The organism is Campylobacter fetus subsp. fetus, assembly GCF_900475935.1.
Lineage (GTDB): Bacteria > Campylobacterota > Campylobacteria > Campylobacterales > Campylobacteraceae > Campylobacter > Campylobacter fetus.
On record NZ_LS483431.1, the window covers coordinates 1440221 to 1461557 of the forward strand.

General features: G+C 35.3%; 22 protein-coding genes. 8 read left to right on the forward strand and 14 right to left on the reverse strand.

Going from position 1 to position 21337, the window contains the following annotated elements; all coding sequences use genetic code 11:
• Nucleotides 1-7: 7 nt before the first annotated feature.
• From DQN38_RS07190 to DQN38_RS07215, 6 genes are all read right to left on the reverse strand, one after another.
• Complete coding sequence (locus tag DQN38_RS07190; RefSeq protein WP_011732219.1) at nt 8-577, reverse strand: ComF family protein; 570 nt, start codon at nt 575-577, stop codon at nt 8-10.
• On the reverse strand, nt 577-1125 hold the full coding sequence (locus DQN38_RS07195; protein WP_002850441.1) for a YajG family lipoprotein: 549 nt from the start codon (nt 1123-1125) through the stop codon (nt 577-579). The genes DQN38_RS07190 and DQN38_RS07195 overlap by 1 nt, the downstream gene beginning before the upstream one ends.
• Before the next feature lie 9 nt (nt 1126-1134).
• Nucleotides 1135-1806: a hypothetical protein gene (locus DQN38_RS07200; protein ID WP_002850443.1), complete on the reverse strand. Its 672-nt coding sequence runs from the start codon at nt 1804-1806 to the stop codon at nt 1135-1137.
• Complete coding sequence (locus tag DQN38_RS07205; protein ID WP_002850445.1) at nt 1803-2018, reverse strand: tautomerase family protein; 216 nt, start codon at nt 2016-2018, stop codon at nt 1803-1805. Before DQN38_RS07205 ends, DQN38_RS07200 begins: the two co-directional genes overlap by 4 nt.
• 30 nt (nt 2019-2048) lie before the next feature.
• Nucleotides 2049-3839, reverse strand: coding sequence for a translation elongation factor 4 (gene lepA, locus DQN38_RS07210; RefSeq protein ID WP_011732221.1), 1791 nt, complete (start codon nt 3837-3839; stop codon nt 2049-2051).
• Between the two features lie 211 nt (nt 3840-4050).
• Entirely contained in the window at nt 4051-4980 is a 930-nt protein-coding gene (locus DQN38_RS07215) for a ribose-phosphate pyrophosphokinase (RefSeq protein WP_002850454.1), read from the reverse strand.
• A 111-nt stretch (nt 4981-5091) separates the two neighbouring features.
• On the opposite strand from DQN38_RS07215, the gene DQN38_RS07220 reads away from it, so the two are divergent.
• A complete protein-coding gene (locus DQN38_RS07220; protein ID WP_002850456.1) occupies nt 5092-6024 on the forward strand; it encodes an aspartate carbamoyltransferase catalytic subunit in 933 nt (310 codons plus the stop codon).
• A 3-nt stretch (nt 6025-6027) separates the two neighbouring features.
• Nucleotides 6028-7308: a dihydroorotase gene (locus DQN38_RS07225; RefSeq protein ID WP_038454053.1), complete on the forward strand. Its 1281-nt coding sequence runs from the start codon at nt 6028-6030 to the stop codon at nt 7306-7308.
• A gap of 114 nt (nt 7309-7422) precedes the next feature.
• On the opposite strand, the gene DQN38_RS09085 is transcribed toward DQN38_RS07225, so the two are convergent.
• Complete coding sequence (locus tag DQN38_RS09085; protein ID WP_081303797.1) at nt 7423-7923, reverse strand: type II secretion system GspH family protein; 501 nt, start codon at nt 7921-7923, stop codon at nt 7423-7425.
• A gap of 428 nt (nt 7924-8351) precedes the next feature.
• Between DQN38_RS09085 and DQN38_RS09090 the strand changes: the two genes are divergently transcribed.
• The 4 genes from DQN38_RS09090 (at nt 8352) to DQN38_RS07250 (ending at nt 10103) form a co-directional block, all read left to right on the forward strand.
• Nucleotides 8352-8870, forward strand: coding sequence for a type II secretion system protein (locus DQN38_RS09090; protein WP_111738233.1), 519 nt, complete (start codon nt 8352-8354; stop codon nt 8868-8870).
• A 195-nt stretch (nt 8871-9065) separates the two neighbouring features.
• Nucleotides 9066-9542 (forward strand): hypothetical protein, encoded by a 477-nt coding sequence (locus DQN38_RS07240; protein WP_065844159.1) that lies wholly within the window; start codon nt 9066-9068, stop codon nt 9540-9542.
• A gap of 22 nt (nt 9543-9564) precedes the next feature.
• Entirely contained in the window at nt 9565-9795 is a 231-nt protein-coding gene (locus DQN38_RS07245) for a prepilin-type N-terminal cleavage/methylation domain-containing protein (RefSeq protein WP_052121984.1), read from the forward strand.
• Nucleotides 9771-10103: a hypothetical protein gene (locus DQN38_RS07250; protein ID WP_170117948.1), complete on the forward strand. Its 333-nt coding sequence runs from the start codon at nt 9771-9773 to the stop codon at nt 10101-10103. Before DQN38_RS07245 ends, DQN38_RS07250 begins: the two co-directional genes overlap by 25 nt.
• A gap of 140 nt (nt 10104-10243) precedes the next feature.
• On the opposite strand, the gene mnmA is transcribed toward DQN38_RS07250, so the two are convergent.
• Nucleotides 10244-11260, reverse strand: coding sequence for a tRNA 2-thiouridine(34) synthase MnmA (mnmA, locus tag DQN38_RS07255; RefSeq protein ID WP_002850468.1), 1017 nt, complete (start codon nt 11258-11260; stop codon nt 10244-10246).
• A 272-nt stretch (nt 11261-11532) separates the two neighbouring features.
• Between mnmA and DQN38_RS07260 the strand changes: the two genes are divergently transcribed.
• Nucleotides 11533-12486 carry a formate dehydrogenase subunit gamma gene (locus DQN38_RS07260; protein WP_002850470.1) on the forward strand — a complete coding sequence of 318 codons (954 nt, stop codon included), beginning with the start codon at nt 11533-11535 and terminating at the stop codon, nt 12484-12486.
• Between the two features lie 60 nt (nt 12487-12546).
• Here the strand turns inward: DQN38_RS07260 and DQN38_RS07265 are convergent, their stop codons facing one another.
• The 6 genes from DQN38_RS07265 to DQN38_RS07290 form a co-directional block, all read right to left on the reverse strand.
• On the reverse strand, nt 12547-13059 hold the full coding sequence (locus tag DQN38_RS07265) for a hypothetical protein (protein WP_011732226.1): 513 nt from the start codon (nt 13057-13059) through the stop codon (nt 12547-12549).
• A gap of 56 nt (nt 13060-13115) precedes the next feature.
• Complete coding sequence (locus DQN38_RS07270; protein ID WP_065844158.1) at nt 13116-13643, reverse strand: LOG family protein; 528 nt, start codon at nt 13641-13643, stop codon at nt 13116-13118.
• Between the two features lie 101 nt (nt 13644-13744).
• On the reverse strand, nt 13745-15103 hold the full coding sequence (locus DQN38_RS07275; protein ID WP_065844157.1) for a glutamate synthase subunit beta: 1359 nt from the start codon (nt 15101-15103) through the stop codon (nt 13745-13747).
• Nucleotide 15104: 1 nt separating this feature from the next.
• Nucleotides 15105-19502, reverse strand: coding sequence for a glutamate synthase large subunit (gltB, locus tag DQN38_RS07280; RefSeq protein ID WP_111738234.1), 4398 nt, complete (start codon nt 19500-19502; stop codon nt 15105-15107).
• 138 nt (nt 19503-19640) lie between these two features.
• Nucleotides 19641-20651 (reverse strand): bifunctional diaminohydroxyphosphoribosylaminopyrimidine deaminase/5-amino-6-(5-phosphoribosylamino)uracil reductase RibD, encoded by a 1011-nt coding sequence (gene ribD, locus DQN38_RS07285; protein WP_065843795.1) that lies wholly within the window; start codon nt 20649-20651, stop codon nt 19641-19643.
• Between the two features lie 56 nt (nt 20652-20707).
• Nucleotides 20708-20914, reverse strand: coding sequence for a hypothetical protein (locus DQN38_RS07290; RefSeq protein WP_002850481.1), 207 nt, complete (start codon nt 20912-20914; stop codon nt 20708-20710).
• Between the two features lie 171 nt (nt 20915-21085).
• Here DQN38_RS07290 and DQN38_RS07295 point away from each other — a divergent pair, with 171 nt between their 5' ends.
• A complete protein-coding gene (locus tag DQN38_RS07295) occupies nt 21086-21337 on the forward strand; it encodes a hypothetical protein (protein WP_034959798.1) in 252 nt (83 codons plus the stop codon).

The following is a 21337-nucleotide window of genomic DNA, read 5'->3' on the forward strand; positions in this document are numbered from 1 at the left end:
TTATCCTTTATTCTCTAGCGTCAGCCAAAACTAATCCGAAAAGCGGCAATTTACCACAACTAAGAAGTAAATTTTTAGCTTCTTTCATACTAGATCCGGTCGTTATGATGTCGTCTACTAAAATTACTGGATTGTTAACTTCTTTTAAAAGTTTGAAATTTCGCGGATTGTTTTTTCTAAACTCAAGAGTTTTTCCCGAATATTTTACTTTGTTTGTAGCTCTTAATGCACCATATATCGGCTTTAAAAATTCCCTTTTCATAGCGTGAGCAAGAACTGCGGTGTGAGAGTATCCGCTACTGATTTGATCATCTATTGAAACGACATTTACATTACTATCAAATTTAAAAGTATCTGCGAATTTAGAAAAACTAAGCTTTGCTAACTCGCGAAATACAAAATGCCCGTGCATGCGGTGTTTAGAGTGGATAAGAGACTTTATATCGTCATATTTGTAAAAACTATACACTTTAAATCCGTCAATATCTCTACATCCACTCTCAAATTCACTTAAAACTCTCTTGCAGTTTTTACATATAAATTTAAACGTAAATGAGCCGCATTTAAGACATCGCATTAATTTGCCAAGATAGCTTTAGCCGTTCTAGCTATCATATCGTCTAAAAGAGTTTTAATAAACGGTTCAAAAGCACCGCCAGTTGCTATAGGAACAAATTCGGTCTGAGGTTGAGCTATGCGCTTTGTCGTCGTAACGCCGTCTTTATAAATTTTAATGTAAATTTCACTTGTACCTTGCATATTGTCTTTTGAATATCCGCTTAAATTTGCTTTAAGTTCAGTAATAGTGATATCTACGACTTTTGCATCATCACCGCCAAATACGGCTCCGTTTTTCTTAAGCTCTTTTATCAAAGCATCGCTAAACCAATTAGTTAGATTATTTCCTAGTGTGATATACTCGCTTACCGTGCCTTTTTTATCGGTAATAGTAGCCACTACACTCTGATTTTTCCTTTTATCAAGGATACTATTTATAATAATATTTGAATTTGAACGGACATTTACTCCTTTTGCTTCATAAGGAGATAGTGTTAAAACCGAAGTTGTGTTGGAACAACCGACAAATAAAATCAAACAACTAAAAATAAAAGCCCATTTTATCATATTATATCCTTAAAATTTACTAATCTGCTCAGCTGCTTTATTTACGGCTTGTTTTACAAGCAAATCCATATATAAACCAAAATCACTCACATCATTTGCATTTAAGCCGCTTACGCTCTGCCTTGTATTTATCTGTATGCGTTTGTCGTAATTTATATTTTTGATGCGCAAAATACCTTGAAGTCTTGAGTTTAGCTGACTAGCGCCTGGACTATAAACACCTTTAAAATCGGTAAAACCAAAATCCACCCTAAGAGTATATGGCGAAGTTTCCGTATCTACTACTAAAATTCCTCTATTTGTAAGCTCCTCTTTCATAGCTAGATAAAACAACGTATCGAGTCTTTTATTTAAACTATACGCTTTTCCGTTTGCTTTAATGACCTTACTATTTTCTCTTAAATCTGAAATATTATGCAAGTACACTTTTTTAAGGCCGGCTCCGGCATCGATCTTACGCAAATTTGTGCAGCAATTTATCGCTACGTCGCTTCTATAAGTATATCCGTTGATTGTTGTTTCATAGTTTGTATCTGCGCACGGCTCACAATTAAGAGTTATCTTCATAATAGTCTCATACGACTTCGCCGCACTCGTATCTGTATACGGATCCAAAACGGCTTTGTTAGAACAACCTATAAAAAATAGCGCGGCAAATAGCGCAAACAAAAATCCTTTCATCTCTTTTCCTCTCTCTTTCTTTTTATTTTTATACTTTCACCGCCAAGACCGTAATTTTCAGTTTCTATCTCATCGATTATCACGACCGTACTTGCTCTATTTCTACCTAAAACAGTGTGCAATAGCTCGGTCACGCCTTTTATGAGCTCCTCTTTTTGAGCTACTGTCGGCTCACCGTTTTCTTTTGTCACTTTTATATTTACGTATGGCATATTTTTCCTTAAAGCAAATTTCGTTCTATTTTAATCTATTTTTAAAACACTTAAAAACGCCTCTTGCGGAAGCGTTACCTTACCTATGGCTTTCATACGTTTTTTACCCTCTTTTTGTTTTTCAAGCAGTTTTCTTTTACGGGTTATATCGCCGCCGTAACACTTTGCCGTTACGTTCTTACCCATAGATTTTACCGTTTCTCTAGCTATAACCTTATTTCCGATGCTTGCTTGTATAGCAACTTCAAAAAGCTGTCTTGGAACCAACTCTTTCATGGTTTTTACAAAATCCCTGCCCTTGCTCATTGCTTTTTCTTCAGGCACGATGATAGAAAGAGCATCGACTGCTTCACCTGCTACTTTTATATCGAGTTTAACCAAATCTCCAACCCTATAATCACTTGGTTCATAATCAAAACTAGCGTAACCTTTTGTCGCGCTTTTTAATTTATCGTAAAAATCCATAACTATCTCGTTCATCGGTATATCATACTCAAGCAAAACTCTTGTAGTAGTGATATAATCCATCTTAGTTTGAACGGCTCGGCGGTTATTAAGCAGTGTGATAATGTTTCCTAAAAACTCGCTCGGCGTGATGATAGTAGCCTTTACGTAAGGCTCTTTTATGAACTCTATTTTATTTACCGGAGGTAGTTCGCTAGGATTTTGAATTTCTACGCTCACGCCATCAGTCTGCACGACTTCGTAAGTCACGGTCGGAGCAGTAGCTATCAGATCTAATCCAAACTCACGCTCAAGTCTCTCTTTTACGACTTCCATATGGAGCAAACCTAAAAATCCCACGCGAAAACCAAAGCCCAAAGCCGCCGAAGTCTCAGGCTCATAGCTTATAGAACTATCGTTTAACTTAAGCTTGTCTAAAGCGTCTCTTAGATCTTCAAATTTATCCGTATCTATAGGATAAAGTCCGGCAAATACAAACGGTTTTGCTTTCTCAAATCCTCCGATCGCTTCCAAAGCTCTATTTTTAGCTAAGGTTATCGTATCGCCGACGCTTACGTCGCTTACGTTTTTAAGACCTAAAACTATGATACCGACTTCACCGGTTTTTAGTTCGTTTGTTTTTATCGGAGCTATCGGATTTGGATACATCAGATCAAGAACAGTATGTTTTTTATCCGTTCCCATAACATAAACTTCATCGCCTTTTTTTACGGCACCATCGTAAACTCTCACAAGAGCCAAAGCTCCTAAATAATTATCAAACCAGCTATCGTAAATGAGAGATTTAAACGGATTGTTTTCACCCGGTTTTGGCGGTGGGATTTTACGAATTATAGTTTCTATCAGCTCTTTTATGCCGACTCCTGTTTTTGCGCTCACTTCTATAGCTTCACTGCAATCAAGCCCGATGATATGCTCTATCTCGTTTTTAACTCTCTGCGGTTCAGCTGCTGGGAGATCGATTTTATTTATAACCGGAATTATCTCAAGGTTGTTTTCAAGCGCGATATAAACGTTTGCTATAGTCTGAGCTTCGACGCCCTGGCTTGCATCTACAACCAACAAAGCTCCCTCGCAGCTTGCTAAAGAGCGTGAAACTTCATAGCTGAAATCGACGTGTCCTGGAGTATCTATCAAATTTAATATATAAATTTGCCCCTCAAGCTTATAAGTTAGCCTTACGCTTTGAGCTTTTATAGTGATACCGCGCTCTTTTTCTATATCCATAGTATCCATAACTTGAGCGCTCATCACGCGACTATCTACCGCTCCGCATTCACTGATAATGCGATCTGCTAATGTGCTTTTACCGTGGTCGATATGCGCTATAATGCTAAAATTTCGTATGTTATTCATAAAATTCCTGAGTAAATTTTGTAGAGAGATATTATCAAATTTTAGCTGGATTTTTGATTAAATTTAAAAACGCCCTATATAAATAAGCGATATAAAAAACTAAAATATTTTTGATGAAAAATCGATGTTATTGTAGATTTTAGAGCAAAGGCTAGACAAAAAGTCCGCCAAGCGATAAATCAAAACTCATCGATTTATCGCAAAAATTATACTAAGAAAATAAGCTATTGACGCTCTCATCATGATAAACACGCCTTATCACTTCTCCAAAAAGCGGTGCTACGCTGAGCACTTTTATACAGCTTGGATGCTCTTTTAAAGGTATCGTATCGGTTACTACAAGCTCATCTAAAGATCCGTTTACTAATCTCTCATATGCAGGACCAGATAAAACCGGATGAGTGCAAAAAGCCATAACGCTAGTAGCGCCTTTTTTCTTAAATATCTCTGCGGCTTTTACGATAGTTCCTGCGGTATCTATCATATCATCTATCAAAATGACATCTTTACCGCTCACATCGCCGATAACGTTCATAACTTCGCTTTCATTTGCTTTTTCACGACGTTTATCCACTATAACCATATCCAAATTCATAGTTTTTGCTAAAGCTCTAGCACGCGCTACACCGCCGACATCCGGACTTGCGACTATAGGATTTTTTAAATTTTTACTCTTAACATAGTCCATAAACACTATCGTGCCATATAAATTATCAACCGGAATATCAAAAAATCCTTGAATTTGTCCTGCATGAAGATCCATAGTTACGACTCTGTCGATTCCTGCGGTTTGCATCATATTTGCCACAAGTTTTGCCGTTATCGGAACTCTCGGAGCTGCTTTTCTATCTTGCCTTGCATATCCAAAATACGGCACAACGGCAGTTATCGAACTTGCACTACTTCTTTTTAAAGCATCAGTTAATATAAGAAGCTCCATCAAATTTATATTTGCCGGAGCACAAGTCGGCTGGATAACAAATACGTCTTTACCGCGCACGCTTTCGCCGATTTGTACGCTTATTTCACCGTCGCTAAAACGCTTTATACTAGCTTCGCTTAGAGGAATTCCTAAGTATTTAGCCACCATTTTGGAAAACTCGACATTTGCCGTACCAGAAAAAATTTTATAACCTCGCATCACATACCTTCGCAAAAAATTTAGCTACAATTTTAACTTATTGTTGCTTAAATTTAGAAATTAAGCTACTTTTTTGTAAAATTGCAAATTTAAAGCCTCAAGGAGTCTCTAATGTCCTACGTAAAAAAAGATCTGATCTCCACAAAAGACCTATCCAAAGATGATATTTTTTCCATTTTAAGTTTAGCCAAAGATTACAAAGCTCTAAATTTAGAACCTGTAAAAAAAGACCCTATTTTAAAAGGCGTCACGGTCGTAAATGCGTTTTTTGAAAACTCGACTCGCACAAGAACTAGTTTTGAAATAGCGGCAAAAAGATTAGGAGCCGACGCGATAAACTTTAGTTCAAGCACTTCTAGCACGAACAAAGGTGAAACTCTCATCGACACAATACACAACATAGAAGCTATGAAAACAGATATTTTCATAGTTCGCCACTATAGTTCAGGAGCGGCTAAATTTGTAACAAAAAATACTCCATCGTGCGTGGTAAATGCGGGGGATGGCTGCAATGAACATCCGACTCAAGCACTTCTTGATCTTCTTACGATATACGAGGCAAAAGGTAGTTTTTCAGGTCTTAGCGTCACTATAATAGGCGATATATTTCACTCAAGAGTTGCTAGATCAAACATATACGCTATGCAAACCTTAGGTATAAAAGTAAAACTTTTTGGACCTCCTATGTTTATGCAAAACGCTGAAGTTTTCGGCTGTCATATATGCAAAGATATGGACGAAGCGGTTATGGGAAGCGACGCTATCATCATGCTTAGAATTCAGCTCGAAAGGAGTGATGGCGAAGTAGCGTTTCCAAGCATTAGAGAGTACAGTAAGTATTTCGGACTTACTAAAACTCGTATGCAAAAAGCTAAAGACGATGTCATAATTTTACACCCGGGACCTATAAACAGAGGCGTTGAGATAAACTCGGACGTGGCTGACGACGCTAGATTTTCAAGCATACTTGACCAAGTAGAAAACGGCGTAGCTATAAGAATGGCGGTTTTAAAAACCATTTATCAAAATAAATTTAAGGCTTAAACTATGACAACACTTATAAAAAACGGAATTATCATAAATCAAAACGGCACACTAAAAGCAAACGTTTTGATAGACGGCGAGATGATCAAATCCATAACCGCAGAAGAGCCAAAAGCCGATCTTGTCATAGACGCCACAAATAAACTAGTAATGCCAGGACTCATCGATATGCACGTACATTTTAGAGATCCGGGACTTGAGTACAAAGACGATATCATAACAGGAAGTATGAGCGCAGTCGCCGGGGGCGTAACCACAGCTTGTCCTATGGCAAATACAAATCCGGTAAATGACAACGCCGTCGTAACCCGCGATATGATAGCAAAAGCTAAAAAACGAGGGCTTATAGACCTACTTCCTATCGGAGCCATCACAAAAGGCATGGAAGGTAAAGGTATAACCGAGATGGGAGATATGAGCGAAGCTGGTTGCGTCGCATTTAGCGATGACGGACTTCCTGTTAGCTCAAGCGATGTTATGAGAGCCGCTCTTCTTTACTCTGCATTTCACAAAAGTTTCATCATAAATCACTCTCAAGACTGCTCGCTTTGTCGCGGCGGTCATATGAATGAAGGAAAAATGTCTATGCTTTTAGGTATAAAAGGTATGCCAAGAGAGCAAGAAGAGATAATGATCTCACGAGATATGCTTTTAGCAAAACTCACAGGCGGTCATATACACGTCGCACACGTAAGTAGCGCATACTCCCTAAAGCTCATAGAACAAGCCAAAAATGAAGGGGTAAATATCACTTGCGAAGTCACACCGCACCATTTTACCTTTAGCGAAGATGAGCTTATAAATTACGATACGAATTTCAAAATGTCTCCGCCGCTTCGTACGAATAACGACGTAGAAGCCATGAGAAACGGGCTTAAAAACGGGCTTATAGACGTTATCTGCACAGACCACGCCCCGCATCACACCGATGAGAAATTTTTGGAATTCGACAAAGCTCCATTTGGAATTTTAGGACTTCAAACGCTTGTTCCGCTTACTTTAAATTTAGTTCGTGAGGGCGTCATAGATTACGAACAAATGGTAAAACTCACGAGCTTCAACCCTGCAAAAATACTAAATTTAAAAAACAAAGGCGAGGTTAAAGAGGGATTTTTAGCTGATATCGCTATCATAGATCCTGATTTAGAGTATATTTATGACGAGAATTTAAACAAATCAAAGTCGAAAAACTCTCCACTGCTTGGCAAAAAGCTAAAAGGCGCTAGCGTAGTGACTATCAAATCAGGCAAAGTCGTATTTGACTTTCCAAACGTCGTAGGATAAGCCTAGATCCGCGTTACAACGCTGTTAGCGAAGCGAAATAATCTAATTTTACAAGATAAACCTTTTTGCTTCGCTATAAATTTCACTTCATACGCCGCAAACAGATTTCTATAGCTATTTATAAATTCCCGAACCACCTATAATTATACCTGTTGTTTTACCTAACTCTATCCAATCCTTAACCGCAGGAACTAATCTAACGGTATTACAATAAGATGTTGCGTCAGCTTTAGCTGCTATAACGATATTTCCGTTAGTATTATTTGGAGTTATAGATATACAAGCATCCCATTGATCAGGTGCATTTCCGGTTCTTCCTAAAACCGCATTTAAAGTACTAGATAAATTAGATAAACCTTTATCTGTTGCAGAATAAGTAGCGCCGGTTATATCTTGACCGCTTGTATTTATTATCGCATCAGCTCCTGTTCCAGTAACTGCTGCTTCTGCCCATTTACCGTTTATAGTATAATAAGCCGCTACTTGAGTTATCACGTCTTTTATCTCCATAGCCGCCTTTGTAGCACTTGCATCGTCTCTAGTTGCTGCTAGTCTAGGTATAGCGATACCTGCTAATATTCCTAATATAACAATAACGAACACTAGTTCAATCATAGTAGATTATCCAAATTTATCAATCTTATCTTTTGGTAGTAATTAAAAAATCTCTCAAAACTTCTCTTTATAATTTTTCCGAAGAGTGCGGGTTAAAATTTAAGAATAAATTCTACCATCTATTTTAGGAGCGTTCGCAGTGACAAAAAAATTTGTCACTGCGAAGCATAAACATTAGAACTGAAGAACAACCAAATTTGACAATCCAGCAAAACACAAAACTTTGCTTATATAAGTCTGGATTTATTTAATTATCATGCAAATGAATATTAAATTTAACTTTTAAACTTTTTTCATCAATTAATCTCTTTTTTTAATTTAACTCATATAAATTTAATATTTGTTTAATTTAAAAAATAATAAACTACCGAAAGTTTTTATATAGATGTATATAAAACATAACAAAAATTTAAAAAAAGGAGCGACCTATGAAAAAAGGTTTCACTATGATTGAACTAGTGTTCGTTATTGTTATATTAGGAATATTAGCAGGTATCGCTATACCTAGACTAGCAGCAACTAGAGACGATGCAAGTGCTACAAAGGCGGCTATGGAGATAAAAGACGTGATAACTCAAGTAGCGGCTTATTATACTATAAACGGTAAATGGGCAGAAGCAGCAGTTACTGGAACAGGAGCTGATGCGATAATAAATACAAGCGGTCAAGATATAACCGGCGCTACTTATTCTGCAACAGATAAAGGTTTATCTAATTTATCTAGTACTTTAAATGCGGTTTTAGGAAGAACCGGAAATGCACCTGATCAATGGGATGCTTGTATATCTATAACTCCAAATAATACTAACGGAAATATCGTTATAGCAGCTAAAGCTGACGCAACATCTTATTGTAATACCGTTAGATTAGTTCCTGCGGTTAAGGATTGGATAGAGTTAGGTAAAACAACAGGTATAATTATAGGTGGTTCGGGAATTTATAAATAGCTATAGAAATCTGTTTGCGGCGTATGAATGCCGAAATAAATTTGTAAAGCAGAATGCGGTAATTTACATTACCGCAAATTTTTACTAAACCAAAAATGCAATAAATTCTCACTAATGCTAAAATACAAATTCAAAAACAGATAAATATAAAAATATCTAAAAATAGATTGTTCCAAATGCAAAAAAAGGCAAGTTATGACAAGGATAATCGAAATATTTATTCTGATTGCAGCGGTGATAATATTTGTTTTCGTTTTTTTACCGCGAGTCACCGGCGAAAATAACCGAGCCGCTATAACCAAAACGGTATTTGAGATAAAACAAGTATTAAATGAGATAACTATGTGCCACATAAGAAACGGTTCATTTCCTAACACAAAAGATGCTAATCAAACAAATCTCGTATTAAAAAATATCTCTACTACATATGCTCAAGTCACGCAAAGAAGTAGCGAAAGATGGGACAAATGCATATATATCAAACCTATAAACTCACAAAACGACAAACCTGCTAGGATATATATCGCTAAAACAGATACGCAAAATGAATTTTGCCAAAACGTACAAAACTCACAAATGTTGCAAGAATGGCTAAAACTAAGCGACGACGATAATAAAACAGACGGCACATACAAAAATGAAATACCGCTCATAGACGGCAAAGTATTTTAAACAAACAAAATAAGGAAAATACATGAAAAAAGCTTTTACGATTATAGAAATTGTGATGGTGATGATCATCTTAGGCGTTTTAGCGTCTTTGGCGATACCTAAACTAGTAGCTACAAAAGTCGATGCCAAAGTCGCCAAAGCAGTAATAAATATGAAAATGCACATAAACAAAGTATCTGCTTACTATACTATAAACGGTAAATTCGCAACCTCAAGCTCTGGGGGGGGGTGCAAGACGATAGCGCTGCTATAAACTTTTGGAATATGGTTAGAAAATGGGAAGGCGATAAAACACAAATAGGAGATGATGAAGCAATAGTAGGAAAAGATGATTATAAATACAATAAAGAATTTTGTAGTAACGAAGAGTACATTTGGGGTCAATGTCTCATACCAAATGCAGATAACAGCAACGGCTTGATAAGATTCAAACAACAACCGCTATCAAATATATACAATCAATACGTATCATTTTGCACAGCTTTCTTTGCACATCCAACGATAAAAGAATGGATACAAAACGGTGTTACAGTCGGCAACTCAAGAGTATTTAGAAAATAAATTTATAAAAGACGAAATCATCTTTTTACTCATTTAAGATTGTTTGATTAGTTATAACTATATCGATTTATAATCAAACATTAAATTAAATAAACGCTCTTTATACTAAGGGCGTTTATTATAAAATTATTAGATGCGGATTATCTTATAAATCCGCTGGCTAATACTCTATCAAATTCATCATAAAATACGGCTAATTGACCGCTTGCGACTCCGCCTGCGTTATCTTTTAACTTTACTGTTGCTCCATCATCAAGCTTACTTACTAAACAAGGTATAGGAGTGCTTCTGTAACGTATCTTTACAAAGCATTCAAGTTCGTTTTTGTCCGTGAAGTTGTTAAAATTCGTAGTTGTGAATGAAAAACTTGAAAGCTCATCTTTAAGGCCTACTACGATCTCATTTTTAGCCGCGTCTATCTTTAAAACATAGTGAGGCGAGTGAGCTCCGTCTACACTAAATCCTTTCCTTTTTCCTATAGTATAACGCATATATCCATCATGCTTGCCTACTACTTTTCCGCTTACGTCTCTTACTACTCCTGGCATTAGAGTATTGAAATGTTTGTTTAAAATATCTATATAAGTAGTTTCCACAAAACATATCTCGCTACTCTCTTTTTGGCTCGCAAGCTCGGCAATTTGTGGTATTTGCGCAGCTGCGGCCTTTATATCTACTTTAAATTTATCTCCAAGAGGAAATATGATATAAGGTAGGATTTCAGGAGAGATATTTGCCAAAAAGTAGCTTTGATCTTTGCTAAGATCGCTAGCAACTTTTATGAGACCGTCTTCTATGCGCGCATAATGCCCCGTTGCCATTTTATCGCAACCTAAAGTCTGAGCGAATTTCCATAATGCTCCGAATTTGATATTTTTATTACAATGTGCGCAGGGATTTGGCGTAAGACCCTCTTTATAAGCATTCACAAAAGGCTCATAAACTTTAGCATTGAACTCTTCTTCTAGGTCTAAAATATGAGTTTCTATGCCTAAAAACTCACCTACTTTCTTAACTTTTCTTATATTTTCTTCATGGTAACCGGGTTTTGAGTGCAACTTCATATAGCAACCTACTACACTATATCCCGCTTCTAGTAGATATTTTGCACTCATTGAGCTATCTACTCCTCCACTTAATGCAACTAGAACTTTCAAATTTATTCCTTAATCTATTCTATTTTTGGGCTATATTATACATATCTTTATTTAATAAAATTTATAGTAAATAAAAATTCGATAAACTAAATTTAAAAATATACTAAAATAGTTATTTATAAAATTCAGGGCGAAAGTAGCAAAAGCGGCATTTTTGCCATTATTAAAATATATTTTGATAAAATTATTAATTTCTAAAACTAAACATAACAGCAAGTGAATTATAAGTAAATTTAATGTAGAATAAATCAAAATTTGATCAAGGATTTTTGATGAGAAAATTTCTTTTATTATTTGCCTGTTCTTTGCCGCTGATGAGTAAAGATATAATAAATCAGCTAGAAGGAACAAACCAGCAAATGAGCGCTATCTGGGGAGATGATCGCATAGCAAATATCACTAGATACGATAGCGGATTTGGATCATTATGGACATATTTGCAAGGTAACGAGTACTTCTCTTATGGCGTGGCAATAGCAATGCTATCTGTGATTTTTGCATTTTTAGCTCATTATATGGTAGTAGGTCCAAAACATTTTGACCATCACGGCGGAAAAATATACGCTTTTTCAAAATACGTACGCGTAATCCATCTTATAGCAGCATTATCTTGGATAGTTTTAGTACCGACAGGAATTATAATGATGTGGGGAGATAGTTTTGGCGGAGGATTTTTCGTAAGATTGGTAAAAAATTTACACGGTCTAGCTACTATTTTATTTGCTATTAGCATTGTTCCTATGCTTTTAATGTGGGGTAAAAGAATGCTTCCGTCTATTTATGATATAAAATGGATGATGATAGTCGGCGGATATCTTTCAAAAGAAAAACATCCCGTTCCTGCAGGAAAGTTTAACGCAGGACAAAAATCATGGTTTTGGGTAGCAGTGGGTGGCGGTTTTGTTATGATATTAACCGGTGCGGCTATGTACTTTTTGGATTTCAATACCCCGATTTTAACCAGCACATTTGGACTAACTCAGATAGAAATTTTAAGACTAAGCGCTATAATTCATAATGTTCTTGGCATAGTATGTGCCGTGTTTTTACTAGTTCATATCTATATGGCTGCATTTGCTATAAAAGGCGCTATACACTCGATCATAACAGGATATAAAGAGGAAGAAGAGGTTTATATATTGCACCATTACTGGTATCAAGAACTTGTAAACAAGGGTCTCATAAAGCCATCTAAATTTGAAGCATATCATTCAAATTTGAAATAATTTCTCAAAGATAAATTTATTAAGCTAGTTTGAGCTAGCTTAAGATGATTTTAAGTTGTATTAATTCAAATATATATTATTACTATCGGTCATAATATGAAGTTTTTGCCCGGATATCTCTGAACCTTCAAACTCTCCAGACCAGTAATTTATGATGAGCCTTGAAGACTTCATTAAATTTTGAATTATCTCAAATAAGCTTATATAGTATCCTTCATCGTTATCTTGACTTGTCGGCTCTATGGCTCTATACTCCGAACTATACTTTGCAAGTATCTTGAAATGAGTAGAATCAAAAGGAAGCATAACTTCAAAGTTAAAACTCTGTTCTATGCAACCTTGAATTTTTACTCTGACTTTTTGAGTATATACGGGTACAAACACAAGCTCACAGTTCTCAACGTAATTGCCCGAAGTATCTGAATTTTTTTTATTACAGTCGTATATCGCTTTTTGAGCTACAAAACCACTCTCATCGTCTCTTATAACTTCTATATCAATTTTTGCATCAGTAAAAAATAGCTCTCTAAAAGCGATATTATCACTACCTAAAAATCTAAATAGCATATTCATAACATTTCCTTAAAATATTGGTATAAATATACCAAAATCATATAAATAAAGAGTAATTAATCTTTCAAATACCTGATTATCTCATCAAAATCATCTATAACAGCATAAACAGAGTGATCATCGGTAATTAGTTTTTCAGCTGCGAGAGTATTATCAAAAAAGTCTAAAAGAGGCTGCCAAAACTCTTTACAACAAAACACTATTTTATGTTTTCTAAGTCCTGTTTGAGCCAAAGTAATAACTTCAAAAATCTCATCAAGCGTTCCAAATCCACCCGGCATCAAAATAAATGCGGAACTTTTTTCTATAAGCATATCTTTTCTTTTTGATAAATTATCAATGGTTTTCGACTCCGTGCAGTACGGATTGAGTTTTTGCTCAAAAGGTAGTATAATATTTATACCTACGCTCACGCCGCCGCTTAAAAAAGCTCCTTTATTTGCGGCTTCCATGATACCTCCGCCGCCGCCTGTTACTACACCGTATCCCGCTTGTGATAATTTTTTGCCTAGCTCAAACGCTATTTTATAAAATTTACTACCGCTATCAAGTCTAGCCGACCCAAAAATAGTTACAAATTCCAAAATACTTCCCCTATTTTTTGCATAATTATACCGAATTTAAAAATGATAAATTAAATGAATCCCGCTAAAAAATAAGCATTTAGCGGGTAAATTTGAGTTTTTTATAAACCAAGATCTTTTAGTATAGTTTTTGCACAGTGTTTTGCATCTGCGGCTGCGGTAACGACAAGATCGCTTCCTCTATTACAGTCTCCACATGCATAAACACCGCTTTTACTAGTTCTAAACTCTTTATCTGTAGCAACCCTACCTTTTTTATCAAACTCAATACCGTTTGCGCTTAAAAAGCCTAAATTTTCTACATCAAATCCTAAAGCGAGTATAATTATATCGGCGTTTATAATTGTTTCTCCTCCCTTTAAAAGCTCGACTTTACCATCTTTCGTAAGTGTTTTTGATATATTTAGAGCAATAACTTTGTTTTCATCATTTACTACGATATCTTTTGGAGCGGCATTAAATATAAAATTTGCTCCCTCTTCAGTAGCATTTACAAACTCTTTTTTACTTCCTGGCATACTAGCAAGATCTCTTCTATATACGCAAGTTGCGCTAAGTGCGCCTTTTCTTATAGCACTTCTTAAACAATCCATAGCCGTATCTCCACCACCTATAACAACTACTTTTTTACCGTTTAAGTCTATACTCGTGTCACTCTCTTTGTACTGTTCTTTTTGTAAAATAGTTAAAAAATCAAGAGCGTTATAAACACCTTTAGCTTTTTCGTTTGCAAGTCCTACGGCGCGCCCCGTTCTTGCACCGTAAGCTAAAACAACAGCGTCAAACTCACTCATCAAACTTTCAAATTTAAAGTCGTCTACAAAGCTATTCGTATGAATCACGCAACCTGCGGTTTTTAGTATATTTATACGACGTTCTATAACACTTTTTTCTATCTTGAATCCGGGAATTCCATATGCTAAAAGTCCTCCGGCTCTATGATTTGCTTCATAAATTTCAACTCTTACGCCGTTTCTTATAAGATATGTAGCAACGCTTAATCCAGCAGGACCTGAACCTATAATAGCAACTTTTTTATCAGTAAATACTATATCGCCAAATGGGTTAAAACCGCTATTAAGTCCTGATTCTGTGATAAATGTTTCTATAGATCCTATGGTAATAGCACCGAAATTATCATTTAAAGTACAGGCTCCTTCACAAAGTCTATCTTGCGGACATACTCTACCTGTGATTTCAGGAAATGGATTTGTTTCATTGCTAAGCTTAAAAGCCATTTCTAAATTTAAATTAGCCGTATTTAAAAGCCAAAACGGTATGTAGTTATGTAAAGGACAAGCATTATGACAAAATGGATTTGCACACTGCACACAGCGACTAGACTGCTCCTTTGCACTTTGAAGGCTAAAAATTTGATAAATTTCTTTAAAGTCCGTGCTTCTTTCACCCTCATCTCTTTTTATGGTTTTTAATCTTGTTAAATTTGTAAATTCTTGCATTTTAATCTCCGTCGGCTGGATTTAATGGAAGTTTAGTCATATCTTTTGGCTTTACCATCCAAAATTCTCTTATAGAATCTCTGAAATTATCTAAAATATACTTAGCTCTAACACTTTTTGTCTCGTTATAATAAGCTCTAATGAGACGCTTTAAAAAGTGCCTTGCTTCGTCCATTTCATCAGTATCTATACGTAAAGCAATGACTAATTCTTGATTTAATTTATCTATAAACTCTCTTTTTTCATCCCATACAAAGGCAATTCCGCCGGTCATTCCTGCTCCAAAGTTTATACCGGTGTTTCCGAGTATAGCTACGACTCCGCCCGTCATATACTCGCAAGCATGATCACCAACGCCCTCTACTACCGCAGTAGCTCCCGAGTTTCGCACACAAAATCTTTCTCCTACGATTCCACTAGCAAAAAGCTTGCCTCCAGTAGCGCCGTAAAGACAGGTATTTCCGGCTACGGCAAAATAGTTATTTGGATCATTTGGGCTTATAACTATGCGTCCTCCGTTCATTCCTTTGCCTACATAATCATTTGCACTGCCTTTTAGATACAAAGCTACTCCGCTAGCCAAAAATGCTCCTAAACTCTGTCCGGCTATACCGTTTAAATTTATCCTGATAGTCTGACTAACAAAGCCTTCATTACCGTAATATTTTGCTATCTCGCCGCTTATAAGAGCGCCAAAACTTCTATTTTGGTTACAAATTTGCTTATCGACGACTATCTTTTCATCAGGATTTTGTATAGTTTTATAAACTTCTTTTAATACGCTTTTTTCAAATTCATTCTTATCAAAAGGATTATTTGATTTGCCGCTACTTTTATTATCTCCATCAATAACCCTTAGAAGTTCGCTCATATCAAATTTACTCTCTACCGGACTTAAAAGCTCATTTCTACCTATTATATCATCTAAGCTTTTATATCCCATTTTTGCTAACTCAAGCCTAACATCTTCAGCCAATAAAGTAAAATAATTCACGACTCTATCTACGCTTCCGCTAAATTTACCCCTTAAAGCCGGATCTTGAGTAGCAACTCCTTCGGTACAGCGATTTAAATGGCATATTTTTAATACTTTACAGCCTAAAATAACCAAAGCCAAAGTTCCAAAAGCATAGCTTTCGGCTCCTAATAACGCAGCCTTTATGATATCTTGACCGATCTTTAATCCGCCGTCTGTTTGAAGATGAACGCTGCTTCTTAGATTATTTACTTTCAAAGCATTATGTGCTTCTATAAGACCTAATTCCCACGGATTTCCGGTAAATTTGATGCTACTCCAACCAGCAGCTCCGGTACCTCCATCTCCTCCGCTTATAATTATTTTATCAGCGTAACATTTAGCAACTCCAGCTGCTATAGTACCTACTCCAGCACTTGAAACTAGTTTTACTGCGATAGTAGCTTTTGGATTTACTTGCTTTAAATCAAAAATAAGCTGAGCTAAATCCTCGATGCTATAGATATCGTGATGAGGAGGAGGACTTATAAGAGTAACCCCTGGCGTCGTATAACGCAGAGTTGCTATAAGTTCCGTTACTTTATATCCTGGAAGTTGTCCGCCCTCTCCTGGTTTTGCACCTTGAGCTAATTTTATTTGAATTTCGGTAGCACTAGCTAAATACTCCGGAGTTACGCCAAATCTTCCGCTTGCAATCTGCTTTATCTGTGAATTAGCAGGACTTTTTAATCTCTGATTGGCTTCTCCTCCCTCACCTGAGTTGCTCATAGCTCCTAGTTTATTCATAGCTAAAGCTAGAGCTTCATGCGCTTCTGGACTTATAGAACCTAAACTCATAGCAGCTGAATTAAAACGTTTTAATATACTACTTGCAGGCTCCACTTCATCTACGCTTATAGGCTCTTTATCGCTTTTTATATCAAGAAAATCTCTAACCATTCTAAGTCCGCGACCTTTTATGGCATCTCTGATTTTAGAAAAATCATTCATATCGCCCGTTATGCTGGTTTTATGAATTTGGTTTATTATAAATGGCGTATAGTCATGAAACTCATCTCTATCAAGGTATTTGTAAAATCCGCCTAAATTCAAAGGTATAAGGTGATCACCGAAATTAAAAGCGGATTTATGATATTTTAAAATTCTTTTTTCTATATCGTCATATTCAAGTCCTGGTATAAGCACGCTAGAAGCTGCAAAACATTCATTAACTACGGTTTGACTAAGACCTAAGACATCAAATAAAGCTGAGTTTTTATAGCTTCCTACAGTCGATATACCCATTTTCGACATTATCTTCAAAAGTCCGGTGTTTAAAGCATGATGGATATTTTTTAAACCTGATTTTATCTGCGTCTCATCCTTGTCTTTCAAAATCTCATAAGCACTCGCAAAAAGAAGATACGGATATACTGCGCTTGCTCCGTATCCTATCATCATAGCACAGCTATGAGAGTCTAATATCTCACCGCTAACTGCTATAATAGTCACGTTATGGCGAAGTCCCTCTTCTATAAGAGCTTGATGAACTCTACCTACTGCCATAGCCATAGGCATAGAAGCGTTAGAACTATCTACTCCTCTATCATCAAGCAAAACAATATGAACTCCGTTCTTTATAGCATTTATAACATCATAAACAAGATCTTCTAGGCTACCTTTTAAGTTTTCGCTAAACAGTGTACTAAATGTTTGATTTTTAAACTCGCTTTGAAATTTAGGACTATTTTCATCTCCGAAACTTTTCAAAACTTCAAATTTATCCTGCATTAAAATCGGAGATGTTGTTTTGATACGTTTTGCATGAAATTCACTCTCTTCTAAAAAGTTTCTAAACTCACCGAAAGTTACGTTTAAACTCATTACAACCATCTCACGAAGTGGATCTATAGGAGGGTTTGTTACTTGGGCAAATTTCTGTTTAAAAAAGTCGCTAAATCTTCTTTGAGAGTCACTAAATGCAGCCAAACTCGTATCATCACCCATAGAGCCGGTTGCTTCTTTGCCGCTTGTAATCATAGGAGATAAAATCATCTCTTTAAACTCGTTTGTTATACTAAAATTTCTTTGCAAAGCGTGAAGATTGTCTAACTTATAATCGCTTAACTTCTCAAAAACGATCTCTACGAATTCTTCTAAATGAACCATATTATCATTTAACCATTTTGTATAATCTTGGCTATTTTTGATATAATCATTTATCTCATCGTTTTTCATAACCTTACCGTATTTCAGATCAAGACCTATCATTTGACCGCTTTGTAGGCGTCCTCGCTCAAGTATATTGCTCTCATCTATATCAAGAACGCCGTACTCACTAGAAATCAAGACTCTTGAATCTTTTGTGATGATATATTTTGCGGGTCTGAGTCCGTTTCTATCTAAACAACAAGCGATAAATCTACCGTTTGTAAACGATACTGCCGCAGGTCCATCCCATGGAGCAAAATTTGGGCTCGTATATTCGTAAAATGAACGTATTTTTGAGTCCGTATATGGACTATTTTGCCATGGAGCAGGAAGAACTAATCTAACGGCTTTAAAAAAATCCACGTCATTTTGTATAAGAAACTCAAACATATTATCTAAACTAGCACTATCACTTCTATCGTCTCCAGTGATAGGAATCATCATATTTAACTCATCATTTGTAAATTTATGGCTTTTTAAGCATTTTTCTTGGATAGTTAAATTTGTTCTATTTGCAGAAATTGAGTTTATCTCTCCGTTATGAGCTATTGTTCTAAATGGTTGAGCTAGACGCCATTTAGGAAGTGTATTTGTAGAAAATCTTTGATGAAAAAGCGCAAAACTACTGCAAAACTCTTGATCACTCAAATCTTTAAAAAAGGTCTTTATATAAGTAGGCATTATAAGACCTTTATAAACTATAACTTTATCCGAGCATGAACAGACATAAAAATCATCATCTTCTTTAAAGTATTTTTGAATTTCACGTCTTGCAAGGTAGAGCAAAGAGCTAAAATATTTTTTAGCAATTATGCTATTAGGGGTGATAAAAAACTGAACTATACGCGGTAAAGTCTCTAAAGCAAGCTCTCCTAATGCACTTTCATCTATAGGAACATCTCTTTTAAAAATAACTTTTAAGTCGTTTTTCAGACATATTTCCTCAAATTTTTCCATATGCTCGTCGGTTTTTAAAAAAACCATAGCTACGCCAAACTGTTCAGGAAGTAGAACGCCGCACTCTTTAGCAGCCTTTTTCATGAATGAAGTAGGCATCGAAAAAAGCAGACCACAGCCATCTCCACTCTTGCCATCACTCGCTATAGCGCCTCTATGCATCATTCGCTCAAGAGCCGTTATGGCATCAATTGTATTTTGATAGCTAGAAACATTATGTAAATTTGCAAGCAAACCAAAACCGCAATTATCTTTATATGAGTATAATCTATCCATATTTTCGACCTTTTTTAAATAAAAAATTGTGCTATTATATAAAAATTTTACTTAAGATATTATAAATATGGTAAATAAGGCTTTTAATAGATAAAATACTACTTTATATAATATATTTTAGCTTAAATTTTAATAAAATTAATCTAATATTTTACACCATAAAAGTTCATCATTTTCAAATTTAGAAGTATGCATAATCTTAATTTTTAAATTCAAACTGATAGCCTTGCCTATTTTAAACTCGTTTGAACGATAAATCAAAAGCCATTTTACTCTTTTATCTAAATTTAAAAGCGCATTTTCTCCGCCTTCAAACATAACAAATTTACGCCCAAATACCGCATCTAACGAATTTGAAACTATAACTCTTCTATCTAAAATATTAAAAAGAGGAATTGTCGTGTCAAACTTAGACTCTTTTGAGTATAAAAGAATATCCGGATTTTTACCGTTTTTTACAAGTCTTGTATCTAGTAAAGGACGATCTGTTCTTACGGTATTCCCTCCTATAACAAGCATATCTACTAATGATCTAAGCTTATGGGAATGAGTGCGACTTTGTAAATTTGAGATAACTCCACCGCTTGCAATACCGTTTTGTGTTAAAGCGATCTTAAAAAAACTAAAATTTCCCAAACTCCAAGCCAAAAAAGGCTCTAAAAGTTCATCTGCTTTCTCTTTGCAAACTCCTATTTTGGTCTTTATACCGCTATTTTTTAAAATTTGCTCACCGCCTTTTGCATTTTCGCTACTATCAATTGCCCCTATAATAACTTGCTTAAAACCAAGCTCTTTTAACAAATTCGCACAAGGCGGAGTACGTCCTTGATGTGAGCAAGGTTCAAGCGTCACATAAGCAGTTGATCCATTTAGTAAATTTGAATGATTTTGCATTATGAAATTATAAAGTTCGTTTGTATCATTTATCTCGTCAAAATCTTGCTTAAAAGCCGGATTTTTCATCTCTAAAGCATATTTTATAGCGTTTAATTCAGCATGCGGCATTCCTGCTTTTTCATGAGCATTTATCGATAAAATTTCACCATTTTTACCTGTTATAACACATCCCACGGCAGGATTAGGATACGTAAGAAACTGAAACTCCCATGCTTTATTTATAGCTATATTCATATAATATTCATTACACATCTTAATCTTTCTTTTATAAAATCAATTCCTTATTATAGTCAATTTGCAATTAAAAGCTACCTTAAACGGTAGTTTTGATTCTCTCTAGCTAATTTTTGCATCTCTTCAAAATTCTGCTTACTTAACCATAAAAGTTCGTCGAATTTAAATCCAAGCATAACTATACGATAGAGCTCTGGTTTGTTTTTCTTCCAATTATATAAAGTTTTTACATCAATTTTAAGGATACCTGCCATATCTCTTTTGCTTAGCTTTCTTTCCATAATCGTTCCTTGAAATATAAAAACAAAATTTATCAAAAATTACCATCTTTTGCAACAAAGAAAATATTACTATATATTATAATAAATCCATAGAAATATTACTATGTTTTATTTTAATAGACAAATGTATATATTTATAAAAAATTGAGACTAGAAAAAAGGTGCAAAATTATGGAGTACATAATATATTGCGAAAGTATCTGTGGAGAAAAAAGATACTTTATGATTCAAGACAAATTTAGCACTTTACCATACATAGTAAGGAATAGCGGAATCATATATAAAGTAATAAAATACATGAAAATAAACGAAAAAAATATAGAAAATGAAATTATGGAAAAGGTTTACCACCCAAACTGCTTTTTTTACGATATAAACACTCTTTATGCAGAGAAAAATTCATGGCAAAAAGTTGAGTGGTAA